Raw genomic sequence first — 22,661 nt, 5'->3', positions numbered from 1 at the left:
GCGGGAGGCGTCGACACCCGATTGGTGTTACCGTGAAATCCCGTGGGTCGGCAGGCCCCAACATGCTTCATCAGATCAAGCCCTGCACAGTCGTCACGGGAGTCTCTTTTGCCACAGTCACGCACTAACCCGCGTACCGCCACCAAGCACATCTTCGTCAGTGGAGGTGTTGCTTCCTCGCTCGGCAAAGGTTTGACCGCCTCGAGTCTGGGACAGTTGTTGACCGCGCGAGGGATGCGCGTGACCATGCAGAAGCTCGATCCCTATCTCAATGTGGATCCGGGCACCATGAACCCCTTCCAGCACGGCGAGGTCTTCGTCACCGAGGACGGATCCGAAACAGATCTGGACGTCGGACACTACGAGCGGTTCCTCGATCGTGACCTCTCCGGTCAGGCCAATGTCACCACCGGCCAGGTGTATTCGACGGTCATCGCCAAGGAACGCCGCGGCGAATACCTGGGCGACACCGTCCAGGTCATCCCGCACATCACCGACGAGATCAAGCGTCGCATCCTCGCGATGAGCGGTCCGGATCTGCAGGGACACCGCCCCGACGTCGTCATCACCGAAATCGGTGGAACCGTCGGTGACATCGAGTCGCAGCCCTTCCTCGAGGCAGCCCGTCAGGTCCGCCACGATGTCGGCCGCGACAACGTCTTCTTCCTCCACGTCTCCCTCGTGCCGTTCCTCGGCCCCTCCGGAGAACTCAAGACCAAGCCGACGCAGCACTCGGTCGCGTCGTTGCGCAGCATCGGTATTCAGCCCGACGCGCTGATCCTCCGTTGCGATCGCGACGTCCCACAGGGCCTCAAAAACAAGATCGCCCTGATGTGTGACGTCGACGTCGACGCCTGCATTTCCACTCCCGACGCACCGTCGATCTACGACATTCCGAAGGTTCTCCATCGTGAGGGCTTGGACGCGTATGTCGTTCGCCAGCTCGGACTCCCGTTCCGTGACGTCGACTGGACTGTCTGGGGCGACCTCCTCGATCGTGTCCACCAGCCGCGCGAGACCGTTCGCGTTGCATTGGTCGGTAAGTACGTCGACCTGCCGGATGCGTACCTGTCGGTCACCGAGGCCTTGCGCGCCGGTGGCTTCGCTCACCGTTCCAAGGTGGAAATCTCCTGGGTTCCCTCCGACGCTTGTGAAACCGAAGCTGGTGCGCAGGCAGCGCTCGGCGACGTCGACGCCATTCTGATCCCCGGCGGCTTCGGCATCCGCGGCATCGAGGGCAAGCTCGGCGCGATCAGCTACTCCCGTGCACGGAAGCTCCCGCTGCTCGGAATCTGCCTGGGTCTGCAGTGCGTTGTCATCGAAGCCGCGCGCAGCGTTGGTCTCACCGATGCCAACTCGGCCGAGTTCGAGCCCGACACCAAGCACCCCGTCATCTCCACCATGGCTGATCAGGAAGACGTCATCGCGGGCGAGGCAGACCTCGGTGGCACCATGCGTCTCGGCGCCTACCCGGCTGTGCTGACCAAGGGTTCGGTTGCGGCCCAGGCTTACGGAACGGAGGACGTGTCCGAGCGTCACCGTCACCGTTTCGAGGTCAACAACACCTACCGCGATCGTATTGCCAAGTCCGGCTTGAAGTTCAGCGGCACGTCACCGGACGGGCACCTGGTCGAGTTCGTCGAGTACCCGCGTGAGGTGCATCCGTTCTTCGTTGCCACGCAGGCGCACCCGGAGCTCAAGAGCCGCCCGACGCGCCCGCATCCGCTGTTCGCGGCGTTTATCGAAGCAGCGTTGAAGTACAAGCTCGAAGAGCGTCTCCCCGTCGATGTTCACGGTGAAAAGTCGATCGATACCGCGGCGACAGAAACGGCGCTCGATGCAGCCGAGACCGCAGAAAAGGTCTAACCACACATGAGCGATCCCGGTCGGCACGAATTCGAGACCCTCGACTCCACCACCATCTACTCGGGCGCGATCATCGCGCTCCGGGTGGACTCCGTAGTGATGCCGGGGAATCATCGTGCCGACCGGGAAGTCGTGGAACACCACGGCGCGGTAGCAGTGGTTGCGCTCGACGCCGACGACAATCTTGTTCTGATCCACCAGTACCGGCATCCTCTCGGTCATCGTCTGTGGGAAATCCCGGCGGGTCTGCTGGATGCACCGGGTGAGAATCCGGTCGACGCTGCCGCACGTGAGTTGGGCGAAGAGACCGGACTGGGCGCGGATCGCTGGTCGGTGCTCGTCGACGTTGCACTCTCACCCGGATTCACCGACGAAGCCGTTCGGGTATTTCTCGCCGAGGGCCTGCATGACGTCGACCGTGAAGACCCGGAACACGAAGAAGCTGACCTACAGATTGCCCGTGTTCCGTTGTCGGAGGCCGTCGACATGGCGCTACGCGGTGATCTGGTGAATGCCACGGCTGTATCGGGCATCCTCGCCCTCGTTGCGGCGCGTTCCTCGGGCACGACTCTGCGGCCTGCCGACGCTCCATGGCCGGATCGTCCGACGGCCTTCGGGGAACGCAAGGCCCGGGCCTGATGTGCTTGCCCGACAGGTCGATTCGTTTCTCGACCATCTAGCGGTCGAGCGAGGATCTGCTCGCAACACACTTCTTTCGTATCGACGCGATCTGTACCGGTACGTCGAATATCTCAACGCACTCAGCATTGACGACGTTTCGCGAGTCGGTGAAGCCGATGTCACGGAATTCGTGACGTCGTTGCGCCGGGGCGACAAGGAATCCGGCGCCGTCCCCTTGGCATCGAGTTCTGCCGCACGCACCTTGATCGCGGTTCGCGGTTTCCACAAGTTCTGTGCCGCAGAAGGTCTGGCCGACGTCGACGTTGCCAGAACCGTGAAACCGCCGACCCCGGGGCGCAAACTGCCCAAGGCACTCTCACTCGACGACGTCATCGCACTGCTCGAGGCTTCCGGTGGTGGCGCAGCCGGCGACGGTCCCCGTGACCTACGAGATCGCGCGCTGTTGGAACTTCTGTACTCCACGGGCGCACGCATCACCGAAGCCGTCGACCTCGACGTCGACGACATCGACACCGAATCCCGTTCAGTGCTTCTGAAGGGCAAGGGCGGGAAGCAGCGGGTAGTTCCGATCGGGCGCCCCGCGATCGAAGCCGTCGACGCGTATCTGGTCCGAGGGCGGCCTGCTCTGGCGACACGGGGATTGCCGGCGCTGTTCCTCAACGCCCGTGGCGGAAGATTGTCCCGTCAAAGTGCTTGGCAGATTCTTCACGACGCAGCACTCTCTGCCGGAATCAAGGCCGATGTCTCCCCGCACACCATGCGGCACTCATTTGCCACCCACCTCCTCGACGGTGGGGCAGATGTCCGCGTCGTACAGGAACTTCTCGGTCACGCGTCGGTGACCACGACGCAGATTTACACCCTGGTCACAGTGACTGCGCTGCGAGAAGTGTGGGCGCAGGCACACCCACGGGCGCGATAGGCGCGTGTGAACAATGCGTGTCTGTGAGAGAAATCGGGCGTGGAAGCGGTAGCGTTCAAAGCGCGCGAGTGGTCTCTGAGAGGATTTTCAGGGGTTGCGGCGCCGAGAGCAACCACCGAAAGAACAGGGGAGCATCGGACCGTGTCGACATCGCAGCCATCAGCGGCGGAGTCCGCGCCGCCGCATGTCACTATGCCCTCCCACATCCCTTCCGGAGAATTAGAGTCCGAGTTGGGTCCCACCGGCCGTCCGGTACGTGACGTACCGATGCCTACGCCGTTGGCGCACCACGGTCCCGCGATGATCATCGCGATGTGCAACCAGAAGGGTGGCGTCGGCAAGACGACCTCCACGATCAATCTGGGTGCTGCGCTGGCCGAGTACGGGCGTCGAGTGTTGTTGGTGGACCTCGATCCGCAGGGAGCGTTGTCTGCCGGCCTGGGAGTTCAGCACCACGATCTCGAACTCACTGTTCACAATCTGCTGGTCGAACCACGCGTCCCCATCGACGACGTACTGATGCGCACCAGAATCGACGGACTGGACTTGCTGCCGAGCAATATCGACTTGTCCGCCGCGGAGATTCAACTGGTCACGGAGGTGGGGCGCGAGCAGACTCTGGGACGCGTCTTGCATCCGATTCTGGATCGCTACGACTACGTCCTCATCGATTGCCAACCGTCGCTCGGTTTGCTGACCGTCAACGCGCTGGCCTGCGCCGATTCCGTCATCATTCCGATGGAATGCGAGTACTTCAGCTTGCGCGGCCTGGCGTTGCTCAACGATACCGTCGAAAAGGTGCACGATCGGCTCAACTCCAAGCTCGAATTGGCCGGCATCGTCGTGACGATGTTCGATTCGCGAACGCTGCATGCCCGCGAGGTGATGGCCCGCGTCGTCGAGGTCTTCGGCGACGTTGTCTACGACACGGTTATCAACCGAACTGTGCGCTTCCCCGAAACCAGTGTGGCGGGCGAACCGATTACCACCTGGGCGCCCAAATCGGCTGGGGCAGAGGCATATCGAGCATTGGCTCGTGAAGTGATCCACCGGTCTGGTCGTAAGTGAAACTGATTACACCGCAAGAAGATTCGGCCGCTGTTTCAGAGTTTCGCGTAACGCTTCGAAATTTCGAAGGGCCGTTCGATCTACTGCTGAACCTGATCAACCAACGTCAACTCGACCTCACCGAGGTTGCGCTGCACACGGTTACTGACGATTTCATCGCGTACACCCGGAAACTGGGTAGCGCGATGGGTCTCGACGAGACCACAGAGTTTCTTGTCGTCGCAGCCACGCTTCTCGATCTGAAAGCCGCTCGACTCCTGCCCGCCGGTGAGGTCGAGGACTCCGAGGATCTGGCACTGCTGGAAGCCCGGGATCTGCTGTTTGCGCGGTTGCTTCAATATCGGGCCTACAAGCAAATGGCCGCTCTGTTCGGGGAACTCGAGGACGCCGCGCTGAGGCGCTATCCGCGGTCGGTATCCGTCGAAGATCAGTTCACGTCGTTGCTGCCGGAAGTGTTGCTTGGGGTGAATCCGCAGCGCTTTGCTGAGATTGCCGCGACGGTGTTCACGCCTCGTCCGGTGCCCACCGTGGGCCTCGAGCACCTCCATGTGTCCAATATCTCGATACCCGAACAGGCCGAGCGAATACTCGAACTTCTGCGCGAGCGCGGGGCCGGGGAGTGGACGCCGTTCTCCGACCTGGTCGACGATTGCGATGCCACCGTCGAAATCGTCGCGCGCTTTCTGGCGCTACTCGAGTTGTACCGACGGAAAGTCATCATTTTCGACCAGCCCGAAGCGCTCGGGCAACTCCTGGTGACATGGACCGGCGACGACGACATCGCGCCGGTTACAGAAGAGGATTACGGATGAGTACCGAACCGGAAGATGTGACATCTTCCCAGCTAGACGCTACAAATGAGGAGCTCAGCGCGGAGGAGGCGTCGGTACCGGATTTCGACCTGGACGACAACCGTCTCGACGCAGTGTTGGAGTCGCTACTCCTAGTAGTTGACTCGCCGGCGGAAGTCTCTCAATTGGCCTCGGTGACCGGCACAAATCCGGCCCGCGTCGAAGAACGCCTGAAGCTGATGTCGGCTGCGCTGACCGCTCGGGGTAGTGGAATGGACCTGCGATACGCCGGCGACGGCTGGCGTCTGTACACCCGGCAGGAGTTTGCCCCGTACGTCGAAATGCTGCTATTGGACGGCACCCGCACCAAATTGACGCGCGCAGCATTGGAAACTTTGGCGATAGTCGCATACCGTCAACCGTTGACTCGTGCGCGGATCAGTGCAGTACGAGGCGTCAACGTGGACGGGGTGGTACGCACACTCCTCGCCCGCGGACTGATCGCGGAAGCCGGGCCCGACCCGGACACCAACGCGACACGGTACTCCACTACCGAACTGTTCCTCGAACGGCTCGGACTGGCTTCGCTGAGCGAGCTTCCGGAGTTGGCACCGCTCTTGCCCGATGTCGAATCGATCGACGACATCAGCGAAAGCCTGGAATCCGATCCGCGATTTGCGAGAATGAACAAGGCGGAAGTGACCACCGACGTAGTGGACACCGAAGTCGACGACTGACCGGGCATCCCCGCGTCGGCCGTCAGCGCAGAAGAAAGACCCGACGATACTCGGGAAACAAAGAAAAACTGACAGGAAAAAAGTGAACAATCCCGCTCGCCGAGATGGCACACCGGACCGTAACAACTCCCGCGACTCGCGTGGTGGCCGCAACGACGCCCCACGTGGTGGTCGTAGCGAAGCTCCCCGTGGAGCCCGTGGCGACAATTCCTACGGCGCACGCAGCGACGCTCCTCGTGGTGGACGCAGTGAAGCTCCCCGTGGAGCTCGCAGCGACAATTCCTACGGATCGCGCAACGACGCACCGCGCGGCGCACGCTCTGACGCCCCTCGTGGTGGACGTAGCGAAAACACTTACGGATCGCGCAACGACGCACCGCGCGGCGCACGCTCTGACGCCCCTCGTGGTGGACGCAGCGAAAACACCTACGGATCGCGTAACGACGCTCCCCGCGGAGCCCGTGGCGACAATTCGTACGGCGCACGTTCTGACGCTCCCCGTGGCGCACGCTCTGATGCACCCCGTGGTGGACGCGACAATTCGTACAACGCACGCAGTGAAGCTCCTCGTGGTCGCTTTGATGCGCCTCGCGGAGCTCGTAGCGAAGCCCCCCGTGGCGGTCGCTCCAACGCGCCGCGCAACGACGATCGCCGCACACCTCGCGCCGATGATCGCCGCACACCCCACGTCGACGTTCGTCGCGCACCGTACGGAACGCGCCCGGACGATCGCAACGCTCCCCGTGAAGAGCAGCGCCCCGCAGCTCCTCGTGGCGGTGCCTGGTCGAACGCGCCCCGCGGATCCAAGTTCGACGGACCTCCGCGCAAGCGCCCGGCAGCGCCGACGCCGCCGGCAGTCAACAAGCGCGGCAAGGTGAAGTCCGAAAAGCCGCAGCGCGCAGCCACCCAGAACCCGTTGGTGTCCAACGCAAAGCCTGCTCGTCATCAGCATGCCGAGGTCGGGCAGCAGGACGGCCCGCCCAAGGGTGACGGCGTCCGCTTGCAGAAGGTGCTGGCTCAGGCCGGTGTCGCTTCGCGTCGTGCAGCCGAAGAGCTGATCGACCAGGGTCGTGTCGAGGTCGACGGTCGCATCGTTCGTGAGCAGGGTCTGCGCGTCGACCCCGAGAACGCAGTGGTTCGTGTTGACGGTGTTCGCGTCGTCGTCCAGAAGGACCTCGTCTACTTGGCAATGAACAAGCCGCGTGGATGGCAGTGCACCATGTCCGACGACCTCGGTCGCCCGTGTGTCGGTGACATCGTCTCCGAGCGCGTTCAGTCGGGTCAGCGTCTCTTCCACGTCGGACGTCTCGACGCGGATACCGAAGGCCTGCTCCTCCTCACCAACGACGGCGATCTGGCTCACCGCCTGATGCACCCGTCGTTCGAGGTTCCGAAGACGTACCTCGCGACGGTTCACGGCGTGCTCGAGCGCAGCACTGCCAAGCAGCTGCGTGAGGGTGTCACCCTCGATGACGGTCCGGCCAAGGTCGACCTGGTTACCGTCCTCGAGATCAACGAGGGCAAGACGCTCGTCAAGCTGGTTCTGCACGAAGGTCGCAAGCACATCGTTCGTCGCCTCCTCGATTCCGTCGGTCACCCCGTGGTCCGTCTGGTTCGTACCAACGTCGGAGTTGTCGCCCTCGGCGATCAGCGTCCGGGAACGCAGCGCGTCCTCGGTCGTAGCGAGGTCGGTGGGCTGTACGAGGCGGTCGGCCTGTGACCGACCAGTCGGTGCCACTGGTTGTCGCGATGGACGGACCGTCCGGAACCGGCAAGTCCAGTGTCTCCCGTGCGTTGGCGCAGCAGCTGGGCGCCCGCTACCTCGACACCGGAGCCATCTACCGGATCGCGACCCTGCACGTTCTTCGCAGCGGAATCGATCTGGAGGATTCGGCAGCGATCACCGCTGCTGTGGCGTCGTTGCCGTGGTCCATCGGTACCGACCCGGCCGGCGAGCAGGTTCTGCTCGACGGTGCGGATGTCAGTGAAGAGATCCGCGGCGACGCGGTGACCAAGGCTGTATCCGCAGTGTCGGCAGTGCCCGAGGTTCGAGACCTGCTGGTCGCGACTCAGCGTGAGTTGGCGTCGAGTGCGGATCGCATCGTCGTCGAGGGTCGAGACATCGGAACTGTCGTACTTCCGGATGCGGACGTCAAGATCTTCCTGACGGCATCCGCGGAAACCCGTGCGGCACGGCGCAATACGCAGAACATCGGCCAAGGCCGTGAAGACAATTACGAAGCGGTGTTAGCCGACGTGCAACGCCGTGACCATCTCGATTCGACTCGGGCAGTGTCGCCGTTGCGCCCTGCCGAGGATTCCGTACTGGTGGATACCAGCGAATTGGGCATAGAGGATGTGATCGCCAGGCTGGTGCTGGTGGTCAGCGACAGAACTGGAGCAGTGCAGTGAGCGACGATCTGGTAACCGAATTTGCCGGCGACGGCGTCTGGAACGAGGAGTCCGAGTGGGACCACCTCGATCTCGAAGCAGCAGACGGTGAAGGCGAGCCGTATGTCGCCGTCCCCACACTCGCTGTGGTGGGACGACCGAACGTCGGTAAGTCGACGCTCGTCAACCGCATCATCGGCCGCCGTGAAGCGGTAGTCGAGGATGTCCCCGGCGTCACCCGTGACCGTGTTTCGTACGAGGCGAACTGGAGCGGTCGACGCTTCCTCGTCCAGGACACCGGCGGATGGGAGCCCGACGCGAAGGGCCTTCAGCAGGCTGTTGCTCGTCAGGCCGAACTGGCAATGGGAACCGCTGACGCGATCCTTCTTGTCGTCGACGCTGTTGTCGGCGCAACCGCCACGGACGAGGCTGTAGCGCGCGTACTGCGTCGCTCCAAGACTCCGGTCATCCTCGTCGCCAACAAGGTGGACGACGGACGCACCGAGTCCGAGGTTGCAGCACTGTGGTCCTTGGGCCTCGGTCAGCCGTACTCCGTGAGTGCGACGCACGGCCGCGGAACCGGAGATCTCCTCGACGAGGTTCTGGCCAAGCTGCCCGAAACCCCGCGTGAAGGTATCCCCGGCGGCGGCCCCCGCCGTGTTGCACTGGTCGGAAAGCCGAACGTCGGAAAGTCCAGCTTGCTCAACAAGCTGTCCGGCGACGAGCGCTCCGTCGTGCACGATGTTGCCGGCACCACCGTCGACCCCGTCGACTCGATCGTCGAATTGGGCGGACGCCCTTGGCGTTTCGTTGACACGGCTGGACTGCGCAAGCGCGTTAGCCATGCCAGCGGCGCCGAGTTCTACGCGTCGCTGCGTACGAAGAGCGCGATCGAGGCCGCTGAGGTCGCGATCCTGCTGATCGACGCACACGAGCCGCTCACCGAGCAGGACCTGCGCGTCCTGAGCATGGTGGCCGACACGGGTCGCGCTTTGGTGATCGCGTTCAACAAGTGGGACCTCGTCGACGAGGACCGTCGACTCATGTTGGACAAGGAAATCGACCGCGACCTGGTTCGTGTTCCCTGGGCTTCACGAGTCAACATCTCCGCTCGTACGGGTCGCGCTGTGCAGAAGCTCGTGCCGGCCCTCGACACGGCTCTGGAGTCGTGGGACAAACGCATCCCGACGGGTCGCTTGAATACCTGGCTCAAGGAAGTTGTGGCGGCCACCCCGCCGCCGATGCGTGGCGGTCGACTGCCTCGCATCATGTTCGCGACGCAGGCAAGCACGCGTCCGCCGACCTTCGTTCTCTTCACCACAGGCTTCCTCGAGGCCGGTTACCGCCGGTTCCTCGAGCGTCGTCTGCGTGAAGAGTTCAACTTCGACGGAAGTCCGATTCGTGTTTCCGTGCGAGTTCGCGAGAAGCGCGACCGCAAGAACCGCTAGTTTGCCGCCAAAAAGGTACTAAAACGGCTCTGACCAGCCGATTGGTACTTCAGCCCGTCTCTGATGTAATCTTTCCAAGCGCCCGAAACAAGGGCGCGGGACGGGCTGTGGCGCAGCTTGGTAGCGCACTTGACTGGGGGTCAAGTGGTCGCAGGTTCAAATCCTGTCAGCCCGACCAAAGAAGGACCCGGTGAGAATTTCTCACCGGGTCCTTCTTGTTTGTGCACCATAGGTGCGTTGGTTCGAGGGTCGTGATTATCGGTCAGGGGGAGTATGGATTCGCAAGAATTGTTAGGTCTGACGATTTCTCTGTCGGGTGGGACAGCGTTGCTGGCGGTCGCGGTCGTTCTGGTGCAACGGATTGTCGGTGACACCCCGAACGAGTTGGTGGGGATTCGGACCCGCGCAACGATGTCGAGTCCCGCAGCCTGGCAGTTGGCGCACAGGATTGCAGCGCCTGCGTTTCGTCGTACAATGCGAATGGCGTTGGCTGGGTTAGCGATACAGCTCCTGATGGGCTTGTGGTGGGGATTCGGAACTAGGGCATCCGTACTCTTCTCGATCATTCTGTTCGTGGTGGTGACGGGGATGTTGGTGCATGCATCACTACTGGGGGACCGTGCTGCTAAACGCTTTCAAGCCGGAAGGTGATCGACGAGCGCCATGCCACTCGTCCGGGCCGTTGGCTCGGACGGATCAGCCAGGTTGCCGCACCTACACCAGGCGAAGATGAGTTTTCATGCTGGCTGACTGCCTAATCAACAGTTCTCGGTACTCGGTGAATCGCCGGACTGCATCGTCGTCACCGGCAAGCCGGGCTCGCGTCAGCAGGTACTGACAGTTGTCCAATTGATCTTTCAGAGTTGTCATCGCAACCAGATCCGATCGGTATGTGTAGGTACTCCTTGACCGTCGCACTCAGGGGAGTTGCACACATCGGTCGAAGTACGTGCACGGGTACCTATCTCTCTGGGTCAATACGTCACCGCGCAGGCCCACGCTCGCTCAGACCCTTTGCGCAGTTGCCGAGTGAACGCTCGGTGCCACCGGGCTCGGCACGCACTGCGTTGACGGCCATGCGCGAAGGGAACATTATCGAGAAGTAGCGCAATGGTGCGTCGCCGGCGATTCCGCAGAATCGAAGTAGCCCATGGTCGAAGACGATCAACTCCACACGCGTCGCGACCTGCTTCCATTCATCGTGGATGAGCTGGGAGCGGCGGGATTCGACGACGCGCGGGAGGTCGGGCGCGGCGGATTCGGAGTGGTCTACCGCTGCGTGCAAACCGGACTGGACCGTACTGTCGCCGTGAAGGTACTGACTGCTGATCTCGACGAGGAGAACCGCGCACGCTTCTTCCGGGAACAGCGGGCAATGGGGCGATTGACCGGCCACCCGAACATCGTGGGCGTTTTGGAAGTCGGTGTCACTGACACCGGGCGCCCCTACCTGGTTATGGCGTACCACTCGCAAGGCTCCGTCGATGCTCGGATCCGCCGGCAGGGGCCGTTCTCCGTGGAGGAAGTGCTGAGGCTCGGGGTGAAGATGGCGGGCGCGCTCGAGACGGCGCACTTGCTCGGCATTCTGCATCGTGACGTCAAACCGGCAAACATTCTGCTGACCGACTACGGTGAACCGGCTCTGACAGATTTCGGGATAGCGCACATCACAGACGGTTTCAAGACTGCGACCGGAACGGTCACTGGTTCGCCGGCATTCACCGCGCCGGAGGTGCTCGGTGGTGAGCCGCCGAGTCCGGCCTCAGATGTCTACGGGCTCGGGGCCACGCTGTTCAGTGCGCTCACCGGTCACGCGGCATTCGAGCGCCGCAGCGGCGAGCAGGTTGTGGCCCAATTCTTGCGGATCACCGCACAACAGGTGCCCGATTTGCGGGAGAACGGCTTTCCTGACGACGTGTGTGGGGTCGTCGAGAAGGCAATGTCCCGAGACCCCGGGGACCGGCAATCTGCGTCGGCGCTGGGCGAGGACCTGCGGCAACTTCAGTTCCGCCACGGGTTCCCAGTCGATGAAATGGCGCTGCGCGCCGAACACGAAGGTGAGCGCCAGGATTCACCACCACCGTCGCGACGATGGAGTCCGCCCACCTCACCGTCCGGTCAGGGAGTCGAGAGAAGTTTGCCGCTGGAGCTGACCAGCTTCGTTGGCCGGCGCGCTGAGCTGGCCGAGGCGAAGAACTTGTTGTCTGGGTCTCGTCTGGTCACGTTGACCGGAATTGGCGGTGTCGGCAAGACGCGTCTCGCGTTGCAGGTTGCGGCAAAAGCGCAGAGGGACTTCGCCGACGGCGTGTGGCTGGTCGAGTTGGGTGAGCTGCACGAAGAGCCGCTTGTGGTCGTCGCCGTGGCGGCCGCTCTCGGAGTGCGTGACCAGTCTGCGCGGCCGTTGCAGGACATTGTGGTGGAGTTTCTGGCCACTCGAACGTTGTTGCTGGTCCTCGACAACTGTGAGCAGGTCGTCGATGCGGTGGCGGCTTTGGTCGAAGCAATGCTGCGAGCGTGCCCACAGTTGAAAATCTTGACGACCACACGCGAGCCTCTCGGCATTGGCGGGGAATCAGTACTGCGGGTGTCTCCGTTGGCGGTCCCCGGTCCTGACCAAGAGCCGTCGCTACGTGTGTTGCCCCGATACGACGCGGTGACGCTGTTCGTCGAACGGGCGGCTGCCGCGGTGCCGGGCTTTGAACTTACCGAGGAGAACAGGGCCGTCGTCACCCGGATTTGCCAGCGGCTGGACGGGCTGCCACTGGCGATCGAGTTGGCGGCGGCGAGGTTGCGGGCGATGTCGCCCGAACAGATCTTGGAGCGGCTCGACGATCGCTATGCGCTTCTCACCCGAGGTAGCCGGGCTGCCCCCACACGGCAGCAGACCTTGCGATGGAGTATCGACTGGAGCTACGACCTGTGTACTCCCGAAGAACAGCAGCTGTGGGGGAGGCTGGCGGTGTTCGCGGGAAGTTTCGAACTCGATGCGGCGGAGGAGGTCTGCGGCGTCGACGCGGCGCAGGAGGGCCTGCTGGACTCGCTGAGCTCACTGGTGGACAAATCGATCCTGATCCGAGAGGAGTTCGACACCGCGGTCCACTTCCGATTGCTGGAGACACTTCGCGATTACGGCCGGGAGAAAATCCAGCAGGCCGGTGAGTACGAGGTGTTCCGCGGCCGACACCTGGACTGGTACCGGCAGTTGGCGCTTGACGCGGAAGCCGGATGGATCAGCCCGAGGCAACTCGAGTGGATTGATCGTCTCGATCGGGAGCTGCCGAATATGCGGGAAGCTTTGGAATACGGCCTCTCCGACGGAGAGTCGGGCGTCGAGGCCGGACTGCAGATGGCTACTGCGCTGTATCACTTCTCACTGACCCGGGGTCTGTACAGCGAGAGCCGGCATTGGCTCGACAGTTTCCTCGCCCGCGATGCGGGAAAGCCGACATCGGGACGCATTCGAGCGATCCACGCGGACAGTCTGTTGGCAGCAGTGCAGGGCGACCTACTGGCAGCGACTGCCCTGATGGAGGAGGGACGCGCGCTTGCTGCTCAGCTCACTGACCCCCTTGCCCAAGCACTAGTGGATCATGCCGACGGCATGCTGGCGCTGTACCGGGACGATCTACCACGCGCAGTCTCCCGCTTGGAGAATGCTCTGGAGGTGTTCGACGCACGTGGTGATCTCACACGTGAAGTGAGCGTATTGCAGATACTCGGGTTGGTGTACGAACTGCTCGGCGAATCGCAACGGTCGATCGGCTGTTACGAAAAAGCGCTCGCAATCACCGAATCTCACGGGGAATCGGTGTATCACTCGTACACGCTGTGGGCCATGGGCGTTGCGATGTGGCGACGGGGCGACCAGGGGAGAGCCGTTGACCTGCTCGGGCAGGCGCTTCAGCTCACCGAGCAGGTCAATGATCCGCTCACCTGCGCGGCGTGCCTGGAGGTGTTGGCATGGATTGCTGCGGCAGAAGGGAATTCGCGGCGTGCGGCCGTTCTGATCGGCGCCGCGGAAGAGTTGGGGCTCTCCGTAGGCAGCGTCACGATCGTGTTCCCCACACTGCAGCCCTATCAGGAGGAATGCGAAGCGTTGACGCGGCGAGCCCTCGGTGAGAAGGCATTCGGGGCAGCCCGCAGACAGGGACGGCTCATGGGTATGGATGGGGCAGTCGCGTATGCGCTCGGCCGGCAATCCCCGGACGCGACCCGTACGGCGGGTCAGTCGACAGACTTGACCAAGCGTGAGCGTGAGGTTGCGGACCTCGTCGCTCAGGGCCTCACCAACAAACAGATCGCTGCCAAGTTGGTGATCTCGATACGCACCGCGCAGGGCCATGTGGAGCACGTCCTCACCAAACTTGGTTTCACGTCGCGCGCGCAGATCGCTGCCTGGGTGGTCGAGCAGTCCCAAAACGAGCCCGGTGGACCGGGTGAGTAGTCGCGGAAAAGCTGCACAGTCAATATTGATAAACTCACCTCCGGCATTCGCGGGTATCCGCGGATGGTGTCGAAGCCCCAAGAGGAGTTAGTACCGTGGTTGACCTTGCCTACGTCATCGCTGGATCCGAATCCACCGGTGGTGCCGGCCTACAGGTAGACCTCAAGACTTTCCAGGCCCGCGGCGTCTACGGAATCGCGACGACGACGTGCATCGTGTCCTTCGATCCCAAGAACAACTGGGGCCATCGGTTTGTCCCGATCGCACCCGAGGTCATTGCGGATCAGATCGAAGCGGCAACCGCGGCGCACGATCTCGAGGTCGTGAAGATCGGCATGCTGGGCACTCCCGCCACCATCGAGGTTGTCGCCGAAGGACTTCGTCGCCAGTCCTGGCGCCACGTCGTTCTTGATCCGGTTCTGATCTGCAAGGGTCAGGAGCCCGGCGCAGCGCTCGATACCGATACAGCACTTCGTGATTCGATCCTCCCGCTCGCGACGGTTGTCACGCCCAACCTCTTCGAGGCGCGCACGCTGGCCGGCATGGAAAGCATCTCCAGCGTCGAGGAACTGATCGAGGCCGCTCGTCGTATTCACGACCTCGGACCGAAGTACGTTCTCGCCAAGGGCGGCGTCGAATTGGCCGGAGACGACGCCGTCGACGTGCTGTTCGACGGTACGGACGTGACCATTCTTTCTGCTCCCAAGGTCGGCCAGGAACGCGTCTCGGGTGCCGGTTGCACCCTTGCTGCCGCAGTCACCGCGGAGCTGGCAAAGGGCGTCGACGTGAATGAGGCTGTTGCGCTCGCAAAGAAGTTTGTCACCGCCGGCATCGAAGCTCGCGTCTCTGCTCACACCCCGTTCGACACCGTCTGGCAGGGCGCTTTCACCGGCTAGGAGACCAACGCGGTGCAGCCTGGCAGGATCAGGTAGGTGAGCACCGCGAATTTGAGTCGAAGCGAAGTTGCCGGACGATCGTCTGCTGTATCGGTGACCGGGTATCGAGTGGAGTTGGATCTCCGGTCGGCGACGGATGCGGCTGTGCCGACCTTCAGGTCGGTCACCACAGTCGAAATGCAGTCGACAACAGACTCGACCTGGATCGATTTCATCGGTGCTGCAGTCGAATCCGTCGAGGTGAACGGCCATCGGATTCCATTCGAGTATGACGGCGCGCGGATCCAGTTGATCGGCGTGTTGGGGTCGAGCGTCGTTCGGGTGAATGCCCTTGCCGAGTACAGCCGTTCCGGCGAGGGTTTACACCGATTTGTCGACGACGCCGACGGGCAGACATACCTGTACACGCAGTACGAACCGGCGGATGCACGTCGTGTGTTTGCCTGCTTCGAGCAGCCGGACATGAAGGCGCCGTTCACTTTTGTGGTGACGGCTCCGCAGTCCTGGGAAGTGCTGTCGAACCAGGCTCCGGTGCAAACAGATTCGTCTGACACCGGCAGCAAGACTGTGGAATTTGCTCCGACACTGCCGATTTCGACGTACATCACAGCGATCGCTGCCGGTCCCTACCATCGGGTGGCATCGCAGTGGTCTCGTGGCGATCTCACCGTTGATCTGGCTGTGCTGTGCCGGGCTTCGCTGGCCGAGTACCTCGACGCCGACGACGTTTTCGAGGTGACCAGGCAAGGTCTCGATTTCTATGCCGAAGCTTTCGACTACCCGTACCCGTTCGGTAAGTACGACCAGATATTTGTTCCCGAATACAACCTCGGGGCAATGGAGAATCCAGGACTCGTCACATTCACCGAGGCCTACGTATTCCGGGGAAAAGCCACGGATGCGCAGTACCAGAGCCGTGCCAACACGATCCTGCACGAGATGGCACACATGTGGTTCGGCGACCTCGTGACGATGGTCTGGTGGGACGATCTGTGGCTCAAGGAGTCGTTCGCGGACTTCATGGGAGCGCTGGTCAGTGTGGAGGCCACAAGATTCACCGATGCTTGGGTGGCGTTCGCAATCAAGCGGAAATCCTGGGCCTACCTGCAGGATCAGCTGCCGACCACCCATCCGATTGTCGCCGATATCGTTGATCTCGAGGCTGCAAAACTGAACTTCGACGGCATTACGTACGCCAAGGGTGCAAGCGTCCTCAAACAATTGGTGGCGTTTGTCGGCCGCGACGCGTTCTTCGAGGCAGCGCGACGGTACTTCCGGGCTCACGCATTCGGAAACACTCGACTGGTCGATTTCCTCGACGCGTTGAGCGCTACCTCCGGCCGAGACATGCGCGATTGGGCGCGTGCGTGGTTGCAGACCACCGGTGTGTCCACGTTGACGTTGGAGAGCGGAGAGTTGGTGCAGACCGATCCGCGGCCTCACCGACTGGCAGTCGGTGTTTACGATTACAACGAGACCGGTGATCTGGTCCGCTCAGACCGGGTGGACATCGACTTCGCAGCCGCGCGGACACCGATCGATCTTCCGGCCGGACGGTTGATCCTGCTCAACGACGACGACCTGACGTACGCCAAAGTTCGACTCGATGCCGCGTCTCTCGAGACCGTCGACAACTCGCTCGACCGGATTGTCGATCCTCTGGCACGCGGAGTTGTGTGGTCGTCTCTGTGGAACTCGGTACGGGACGGCGAGTTGTCGGTGTTCCGCTACCTTGCGATGGTGGAACGGTTCGGCCCCACAGAGTCCGACCTCGCCATTCTCAGCTCCGTACTGACCGACGCGCAGTACGCGATCGTTCACTACGTTCCAGAGCACCTTCGCCCGCCCGCTGCAGCGGGTTGGTTGGCGACTACCTGGAAGACCATGTTCGAGAGCGAGCCGGAATCCGGCCGTCAGCTGGCCTGGGCTCGCGCGTGCGCGGCCGCCGCCGCAATCGACGACACCTACGCCGAAGCACTTCGAGCGATACTGCTCGGCGAGAGCCCGGGTCCGGTCGGATTAGCCCTCGATCCTGACCTCCGCTGGGCGCTGTGGATTGCGTTGGCTGCCACCGGTTTTGCCGATCCCGATGATCTCGATCAGGAATTGGAACGTGATGGCACCTCAGCCGGAAAAACTGCGCATGCCCGCGCTCTCGCATCTCTACCGACGGCGGACACGAAGGCAAAAGTGTGGACGGCCACAACAACTGACCGAACACTCTCGAACGATTACCTCGACGCAATGATCGGCGGCTTCCGGGCCGGCGCAGACGGGACGCTGATCGAGGGCTATGCACCCGACTATTTTGCGTCGTTGCGGGCATGGTGGTCCGAGCGCAGTATCGAGATAGCCCGGCGACTCGTCAACGGTTTGTTCCCGGCTTCCGGGGACCTGGAGGCAGTCGATCGGTGGCTAGCGAAGAACGAGGATGCTCCGGCGTCGTTGCGCCGGTTGGTGCTCGAGAAGCGAGACAACCTGGCCCGTGATCTCCGGGTCCAGGATGCCAACGCAACGGTGTGAACTACCGGGCGTCCGGCCGGCCGACGATCAGTGGATGCACTCGGCCGCTGGAACCGGCCTCCGAACCGAGGCCCTGGGGATCGGCGGCACCGGCCAGGCGAATGTCGAGGTCTCCCGTCCACTCCCGGGTCAACTGCTGGTCCATTGCGTCGAGGCGCTCGAGTAGCGGTGCATGTTGATCGGGGGGACAGGCCGCGATCAAGGTGGTGAAGACGGCGCGTAGGCGTCGTTGCACCTGAGCGGAGTTGGTACTGAAGTGTCTGATCTCGTCGGTCGCGATGGACACGTAGTCCGTCCAGGTTCGCTGCTGCCCGCGGATCCTCGACAACGTGGACGTCGCGGTGTCGGCGCGCACCCGGGGCGCAAGGATAACGAGTAAGTCCTCGATGTAATCCAGGGCTTGGACCGCTCGGCCCGGGTCGTTGATAGCAGGGGACAGGGCCTTCAAGGAGATGTCGACGATGGACTGGATGGCCGCTGCCGGGCCGGCTACTGGGCTGTGTGTGTCACCGAAGAGCAGGCACGACGTCAGTGATTCGGGACGGACGTTCGACGAATTTCCCCGAACTTCGAAGATCGGAGCGTTCTGGGCTACGAACTCGCCGATACCGGGAACGACCTCGATGCTGACGCCCCAGATGGAGGAAAGTCGTTGCAGTCGCGGCAGGTTGATTGCCAGCAGCACGCGTCCGTCGGGCGAGAGATGTCGTAGTCGAATCACCAATAGTTCGCGTGATTCGTCGACGGGCACCAGGGTGTCGGCGGCCTGAAGCGCCGGACCGGAAGTTGCCTCAGTGGAGAACTCGTTGTAGAGCGGGTACGCGCGAACGATTGCGCGTCGCCCTTCCGACGCGATCCACCGGAGAAGTTGACTCGAATTGAGGATCGAGCCGACTTTGGCAACCAGTGCGATGAAGAGTATTGCGCTGACAATCGCGAGAAATAGTGCTGTGTATGTAGAAATCTGAGGAGCGGAATGTTGCGTGTTGAGTGCCAGATCGAGAGCGACGATGATCGAGTAGACAAACGTCGCGAGGAACATTCCGATCGACCAGCGCATCACTCGCTGCTGAGCGAGTAGCGGGACCACCCGGACTGAAATCTGCGACGCCCCGAATTGCATGGCAAGGGTGATCGCGGTGAACACGAGACCGGTGAGGGTGATCATTCCGCCGGCGATGACACTGAGCAGAGTCGCGGTGGCGCCCGGATCCACGGCGTACTCATTGGAATCCGAACCGAAGCCGTCGAACAACGTGCTGTCGACATCGATGAGCGTGTCCGCCAGAAAGAATGCCGCGACCACCAGTAGGACGGGCAGTCGCCAGACGGGGACGGTGCGAAGCCGTCGGCGGGTGCGACGCCACCGCAGTGCGTCGGAAATTCGCCATTTCGGAGTCTCGATCGGAGTCGCGATCGGCGGCTGGAGCGGCAAGGCCAGGGAGAGTTCGGGCTTGAGGGCGTCGAGCTTGACGGGGTCGGCTTCCGGTAGTCCGAAACTTCCCGACACACTTTCCTGGAGCCGAATTTTTGCCCGGATCAATGGTTGCCGAACACGTTGTTCGCGGGCTATGGCTCGACTCATCTTCGCCGGCTTGTCGCGATATCGTGACCGAGCCCACGGCGCACCGGGCCGGCTGAGGCGGATTGCGCCGACGATGAGTAGTGGTGGGAAGAACAACCCGATCAGCCCGGTCCACAGTTTGCCTTTGAGCAATGTGATCATCGCGATCGCAAGTGCAATCAAGATCGTGATGATGATCCCGATGAGGGTCCCGATACTGCGATCTTGTTCGTACGGATTGAAATCGCCGGCAAATCCGATCGGATGGACTCCGAAGAGGAACAGAAGCACGATGGCGATCGCCACGAACACCGCATCGATCGATGAACGACCTTCTTCCGCCCAGTAGACGTCGCGCAGATGAAGGACCAGGGCGTATTCGTCGAGAACGAGTGCACTTCCGATGCCGAACACCGACGCGAGGACACAGTTTGCCACCGGTGTCTGATAATCGGCCAGCGCGATGAACGCGAATCCGGATACGAGCATCATGATCAGGCCGAAAACCATGTGATGGATGTGCATGCCGCCGGGCGTGACGTTGCCCGGCCACCACGAAACTTCGGCGCGGATCATGCGGACGCTGAATCTGATGAATAGAAAGGCCAGCAGAAACGAGACAAGCAGGAAAAACAGCGGTAGTCGGCCGGTATCGACGACGGATTCCACGAACCATGCCTTCACGATGCGGTTTCCTTACGCGATGGTGGGTAATGCCGTCGAATGAGCATGACAGTAGGCCGCCCCGATAATCTGGCAAAACGATCAAATGAGTCGTGGTGTATTCGAGTTTCTTGCGCTCCGCGCTAATGTCGAGAAATGGTGAACGTAGATTTACTCGATCGGGCTCACGTCGAATCGGCCTTCGCGACGTTCGAACCGAAGTCCGTCGATCCCGATGGCCGCCGGTTGGCTTCCGTGGTCTTTGCGTTGATGCGCGATGCCGACGGAACATCGGTCTTTCCGCTGACCAAGCGTCCCAGCAAGATGCGCGCACACCCCGGTCAGTTCGCGCTGCCCGGCGGCAGCGTCGACCCCGGTGAGACACCCGAAGAGGGCGCAGTGCGGGAACTGTCCGAGGAACTTGGTCTGACGACGACTCCGGCAGACATCATCGGGCGACTCGACGACTACGTCACTCGATCAGGGTTTGTGATCCGGCCATTTGTCGTCTGGTCGGGTGTCGACTTCGATCAACTCGTTCCCAACCCGGACGAGGTTGCATCGATGTATGCCGTGACATCGGCGGAACTCGATGTGGAACCGCGTTTCGTCTCGATCGAAGAGTCGCCGAACCCCGTGGTGCAGTGGCCGTTTCGAACCAGTCTCGTTCACGCGCCGACCGGTGCCGTCGTCTACCAGCTTCGCGAGGTTCTGAGTGGGCGGCATACCCGGATCGACAACCTCGAACAACCCGTCTTCGCGTGGCGGTAGTGTCCCCGACACGCGCGAACTCCGCACACAGGAGACCGTGATCAGAATGTCGAGCTCCCTGTGGAAGGCTTGCACCACGGAGTGACGGACTACGCGAGGTGTGTGCAGTGAAATCAGGTGAACAAGAACTTGCCATGACGGATCGAGTTCTGACAGTTCCCAACATCCTCAGCATGGTGCGGCTTCTGGCGCTCCCGCTCTTCGCCTATCTGCTTCTGGTGACGCACTCCGACGGCTGGGCCTTGGCTCTACTGATGCTCAGCGGATTTACTGACTGGCTCGACGGCAAGCTGGCCCGCGTTCTCAATCAGACATCCCGATTGGGCGCTGTGCTGGACCCTCTGGTCGATCGCCTGTACGTCGTCACCACCCTGGTCACGTTTGTGGCGCGCGATTTCATTCCCTGGTGGGTTGCCGCAATCCTGATCGGCCGCGATCTGATTCTGGCGCTCACCTTGCCGATTTATCGCCGGCGTGGGCTCCCGCCTCCGGAGGTCGTCTACCTCGGCAAGGCCGCAACCTTCCTGCTGATGTTCGCGCTTCCGTTGATTCTGGCCGGGCAGGGCGATTGGGCGATTGCCGCATTCACTCACACGTTCGGCTTCGCATTCTTGATCTGGGGAACCGTTCTGTACGTGTGGACTGCGGTGATCTACATTCTCAAAGCTGCTGAGGTTGCTCGAACCTACGAGGTCACGCCCCGATGAAGACAACCGGGGAGGATGTGCGCCGCAATCCGGTGCCGTCGCTGCTCCGGTCGTTGATGACCGAACACCTCGACCCCGGCTATGAAGCAGCAGCACTCGAACGAGAACACGATCACAGTCGGAACGGCATGCCGCGTACCGGACCGTGGTTGGCCGTCGGTGCGGTTCTCATCGGGTTCGTTCTCAGCGTGTCCGCGGTCTCTGCTGCCCGTCAGATAACGGGTACCGAAGATCTGCGCGCAGACCTCGTTGCCAAGGTCCGTGAGACACAAGAACACATCGATGCCTTGGATGCGACGCGTAATTCGCTCACCGAATCGGTCGACGACGCCCGCGGGTCGGCACTTGTCGGAGATGCCCGCGGAAGCCAGGTGCTCGGGCAACTTCGAGCTGTCGAATCCGAGGCGGGAATCGAAACTGTGCACGGGGAAGGCATTACCGTCACGCTGACCGATCCGGCCGGCCGGCCGAATCTTTCGGATGCCTCACAGCGGAGCGTCGGCGGAAAGTCCGTAGTTCTCGATCGAGACCTGCAAACAGTGGTCAATGCATTGTGGGAGGGAGGCGCTGAGGCTGTTTCGGTTGGCGGTGTGCGTATCGGTCCCGCCGTGACAATCCGTCAAGCCGGCGGCGCGATGCTGGTCGACAACCAACCCGTCTTCTCGCCGTACGTAGTGAAGGCAATCGGTGACAGTCCCAGTCTGCAACGAAAGTTCGTCGTCAGCGATGCATACCTCAGGATGTCGAGCCTCACGCAGTTGTACGGTGTCGGTTTTGCTGTGGCCGAAGATAACTCGCTGACCCTTCCGCCCGCGACTCCGCGCCCCGTGCGTGTCGCGACCCAACCGAATCAACCCAAGTGACAGAAGGAGTTCGATGAAGGCCGGTTCCGCCCTGTACGGACTCGCAGCGCTGGTGATCGGCATCGTGCTGGGTGTCGTCTTCAGCCCGCAGGTGCCCGACGTGATTCAGCCGTACCTGCCGATCGCCGTCGTCGCTGCCCTCGACGCAGTCTTCGGTGGATTGCGCGCATATCTGGACGAAATCTTCGACGCCAAAGTGTTTGTCGTCTCGTTTGTCTTCAACGTTCTGGTGGCCTCACTGATCGTCTGGTTGGGCGATCAGTTGGGCGTCGGCACGCAGCTTTCGACGGCAATCGTCGTTGTTCTGGGTATCCGTATCTTCGGCAACGCAGCGGCACTACGGCGACGCCTGTTCGGAGCGTGAG

Annotated in this window: 18 protein-coding genes, 1 tRNA gene and 1 pseudogene; 18 read left to right on the top strand and 2 right to left on the bottom strand. The window is 62.1% G+C overall.

Annotation, left to right across the window (positions count from 1 at the left end; genetic code table 11):
• Positions 1 to 108 precede the first annotated feature (108 nt).
• The 11 genes and pseudogenes from BDB13_RS20385 (at position 109) to BDB13_RS20335 (ending at position 10,516) form a co-directional block, all read left to right on the top strand.
• Positions 109 to 1,866 (top strand): CTP synthase, encoded by a 1,758-nt coding sequence (locus tag BDB13_RS20385; protein WP_094273428.1) that lies wholly within the window; start codon positions 109 to 111, stop codon positions 1,864 to 1,866.
• 6 nt (positions 1,867 to 1,872) lie between these two features.
• Positions 1,873 to 2,505, top strand: a complete 633-nt coding sequence (locus BDB13_RS20380) for an NUDIX domain-containing protein (protein WP_094273427.1) — start codon at positions 1,873 to 1,875, stop codon at positions 2,503 to 2,505.
• Position 2,506: 1 nt separating this feature from the next.
• Positions 2,507 to 3,430, top strand: coding sequence for a site-specific tyrosine recombinase XerD (gene xerD / locus BDB13_RS20375; protein ID WP_094273425.1), 924 nt, complete (start codon positions 2,507 to 2,509; stop codon positions 3,428 to 3,430).
• Between the two features lie 192 nt (positions 3,431 to 3,622).
• Positions 3,623 to 4,498 carry a ParA family protein gene (locus BDB13_RS20370; protein WP_254923042.1) on the top strand — a complete coding sequence of 292 codons (876 nt, stop codon included), beginning with the start codon at positions 3,623 to 3,625 and terminating at the stop codon, positions 4,496 to 4,498.
• Positions 4,495 to 5,310, top strand: coding sequence for a segregation and condensation protein A (locus tag BDB13_RS20365; protein ID WP_094273421.1), 816 nt, complete (start codon positions 4,495 to 4,497; stop codon positions 5,308 to 5,310). Before BDB13_RS20370 ends, BDB13_RS20365 begins: the two co-directional genes overlap by 4 nt.
• Positions 5,307 to 6,026, top strand: a complete 720-nt coding sequence (scpB, locus tag BDB13_RS20360) for an SMC-Scp complex subunit ScpB (protein ID WP_094273420.1) — start codon at positions 5,307 to 5,309, stop codon at positions 6,024 to 6,026. The genes BDB13_RS20365 and scpB overlap by 4 nt, the downstream gene beginning before the upstream one ends.
• A gap of 853 nt (positions 6,027 to 6,879) precedes the next feature.
• Positions 6,880 to 7,746 (top strand): annotated as a pseudogene (locus tag BDB13_RS33065) (pseudouridine synthase); the annotation flags it as partial.
• A gap of 29 nt (positions 7,747 to 7,775) precedes the next feature.
• Entirely contained in the window at positions 7,776 to 8,438 is a 663-nt protein-coding gene (cmk, locus tag BDB13_RS20350) for a (d)CMP kinase (RefSeq protein ID WP_176459735.1), read from the top strand.
• The gene (gene der, locus BDB13_RS20345; protein WP_094273414.1) at positions 8,435 to 9,865 is read left to right on the top strand and encodes a ribosome biogenesis GTPase Der; all 1,431 of its coding nucleotides are present in this window, start codon (positions 8,435 to 8,437) and stop codon (positions 9,863 to 9,865) included. The genes cmk and der overlap by 4 nt, the downstream gene beginning before the upstream one ends.
• Before the next feature lie 101 nt (positions 9,866 to 9,966).
• Positions 9,967 to 10,043, top strand: a tRNA-Pro gene (locus BDB13_RS20340).
• A 95-nt stretch (positions 10,044 to 10,138) separates the two neighbouring features.
• The gene (locus BDB13_RS20335; RefSeq protein ID WP_094273412.1) at positions 10,139 to 10,516 is read left to right on the top strand and encodes an SdpI family protein; all 378 of its coding nucleotides are present in this window, start codon (positions 10,139 to 10,141) and stop codon (positions 10,514 to 10,516) included.
• A gap of 331 nt (positions 10,517 to 10,847) precedes the next feature.
• Here the strand turns inward: BDB13_RS20335 and BDB13_RS33060 are convergent, their stop codons facing one another.
• Positions 10,848 to 11,150 (bottom strand): hypothetical protein, encoded by a 303-nt coding sequence (locus BDB13_RS33060; protein ID WP_254923071.1) that lies wholly within the window; start codon positions 11,148 to 11,150, stop codon positions 10,848 to 10,850.
• Here BDB13_RS33060 and BDB13_RS20330 point away from each other — a divergent pair.
• The 3 genes from BDB13_RS20330 (at position 11,067) to pepN (ending at position 17,728) form a co-directional block, all read left to right on the top strand.
• Complete coding sequence (locus BDB13_RS20330) at positions 11,067 to 14,309, top strand: protein kinase domain-containing protein (protein WP_254923041.1); 3,243 nt, start codon at positions 11,067 to 11,069, stop codon at positions 14,307 to 14,309. The genes BDB13_RS33060 and BDB13_RS20330 overlap by 84 nt on opposite strands.
• Before the next feature lie 95 nt (positions 14,310 to 14,404).
• Positions 14,405 to 15,205: a bifunctional hydroxymethylpyrimidine kinase/phosphomethylpyrimidine kinase gene (gene thiD, locus BDB13_RS20325; RefSeq protein WP_094273408.1), complete on the top strand. Its 801-nt coding sequence runs from the start codon at positions 14,405 to 14,407 to the stop codon at positions 15,203 to 15,205.
• Between the two features lie 36 nt (positions 15,206 to 15,241).
• On the top strand, positions 15,242 to 17,728 hold the full coding sequence (gene pepN, locus BDB13_RS20320; RefSeq protein WP_094273406.1) for an aminopeptidase N: 2,487 nt from the start codon (positions 15,242 to 15,244) through the stop codon (positions 17,726 to 17,728).
• A gap of 1 nt (position 17,729) precedes the next feature.
• Here pepN and BDB13_RS20315 read toward each other — a convergent pair whose 3' ends face one another.
• The gene (locus BDB13_RS20315) at positions 17,730 to 19,976 is read right to left on the bottom strand and encodes a DUF2254 domain-containing protein (RefSeq protein WP_094273405.1); all 2,247 of its coding nucleotides are present in this window, start codon (positions 19,974 to 19,976) and stop codon (positions 17,730 to 17,732) included.
• A 135-nt stretch (positions 19,977 to 20,111) separates the two neighbouring features.
• On the opposite strand from BDB13_RS20315, the gene BDB13_RS20310 reads away from it, so the two are divergent.
• From BDB13_RS20310 to BDB13_RS20295, 4 genes are all read left to right on the top strand, one after another.
• Positions 20,112 to 20,726 (top strand): NUDIX hydrolase, encoded by a 615-nt coding sequence (locus BDB13_RS20310; protein WP_094273403.1) that lies wholly within the window; start codon positions 20,112 to 20,114, stop codon positions 20,724 to 20,726.
• Positions 20,727 to 20,860: 134 nt separating this feature from the next.
• The gene (locus BDB13_RS20305) at positions 20,861 to 21,433 is read left to right on the top strand and encodes a CDP-alcohol phosphatidyltransferase family protein (protein WP_094273401.1); all 573 of its coding nucleotides are present in this window, start codon (positions 20,861 to 20,863) and stop codon (positions 21,431 to 21,433) included.
• A complete protein-coding gene (locus BDB13_RS20300; protein ID WP_094273399.1) occupies positions 21,430 to 22,296 on the top strand; it encodes a DUF881 domain-containing protein in 867 nt (288 codons plus the stop codon). Before BDB13_RS20305 ends, BDB13_RS20300 begins: the two co-directional genes overlap by 4 nt.
• Before the next feature lie 13 nt (positions 22,297 to 22,309).
• Complete coding sequence (locus tag BDB13_RS20295; RefSeq protein ID WP_094273397.1) at positions 22,310 to 22,660, top strand: small basic family protein; 351 nt, start codon at positions 22,310 to 22,312, stop codon at positions 22,658 to 22,660.
• The last annotated feature ends 1 nt before the right edge of the window (position 22,661 follow it).

Source organism: Rhodococcus sp. OK302 (genome assembly GCF_002245895.1).
In the GTDB taxonomy this organism is placed as follows: Bacteria; Actinomycetota; Actinomycetes; order Mycobacteriales; family Mycobacteriaceae; genus Rhodococcus_F.
Note: the sequence above shows the minus strand (reverse complement) of the source record. Positions and strands in the feature narration are given on the sequence as shown.

Bases quoted from the DNA above. Each gene is read 5' to 3' on its own strand.
- BDB13_RS20370 (WP_254923042.1), top strand. From the start codon at position 3,623: ATGCCCTCCCACATCCCTTCCGGAGAATTAGAGTCCGAGTTGGGTCCC.
- BDB13_RS20295 (WP_094273397.1), top strand. From the start codon at position 22,310: ATGAAGGCCGGTTCCGCCCTGTACGGACTCGCAGCGCTGGTGATCGGC.
- BDB13_RS20335 (WP_094273412.1), top strand. From the start codon at position 10,139: ATGGATTCGCAAGAATTGTTAGGTCTGACGATTTCTCTGTCGGGTGGG.
- BDB13_RS20305 (WP_094273401.1), top strand. From the start codon at position 20,861: ATGACGGATCGAGTTCTGACAGTTCCCAACATCCTCAGCATGGTGCGG.
- cmk (WP_176459735.1), top strand. From the start codon at position 7,776: ATGGACGGACCGTCCGGAACCGGCAAGTCCAGTGTCTCCCGTGCGTTG.
- BDB13_RS20310 (WP_094273403.1), top strand. From the start codon at position 20,112: ATGGTGAACGTAGATTTACTCGATCGGGCTCACGTCGAATCGGCCTTC.
- BDB13_RS20380 (WP_094273427.1), top strand. From the start codon at position 1,873: ATGAGCGATCCCGGTCGGCACGAATTCGAGACCCTCGACTCCACCACC.
- scpB (WP_094273420.1), top strand. From the start codon at position 5,307: ATGAGTACCGAACCGGAAGATGTGACATCTTCCCAGCTAGACGCTACA.
- BDB13_RS20300 (WP_094273399.1), top strand. From the start codon at position 21,430: ATGAAGACAACCGGGGAGGATGTGCGCCGCAATCCGGTGCCGTCGCTG.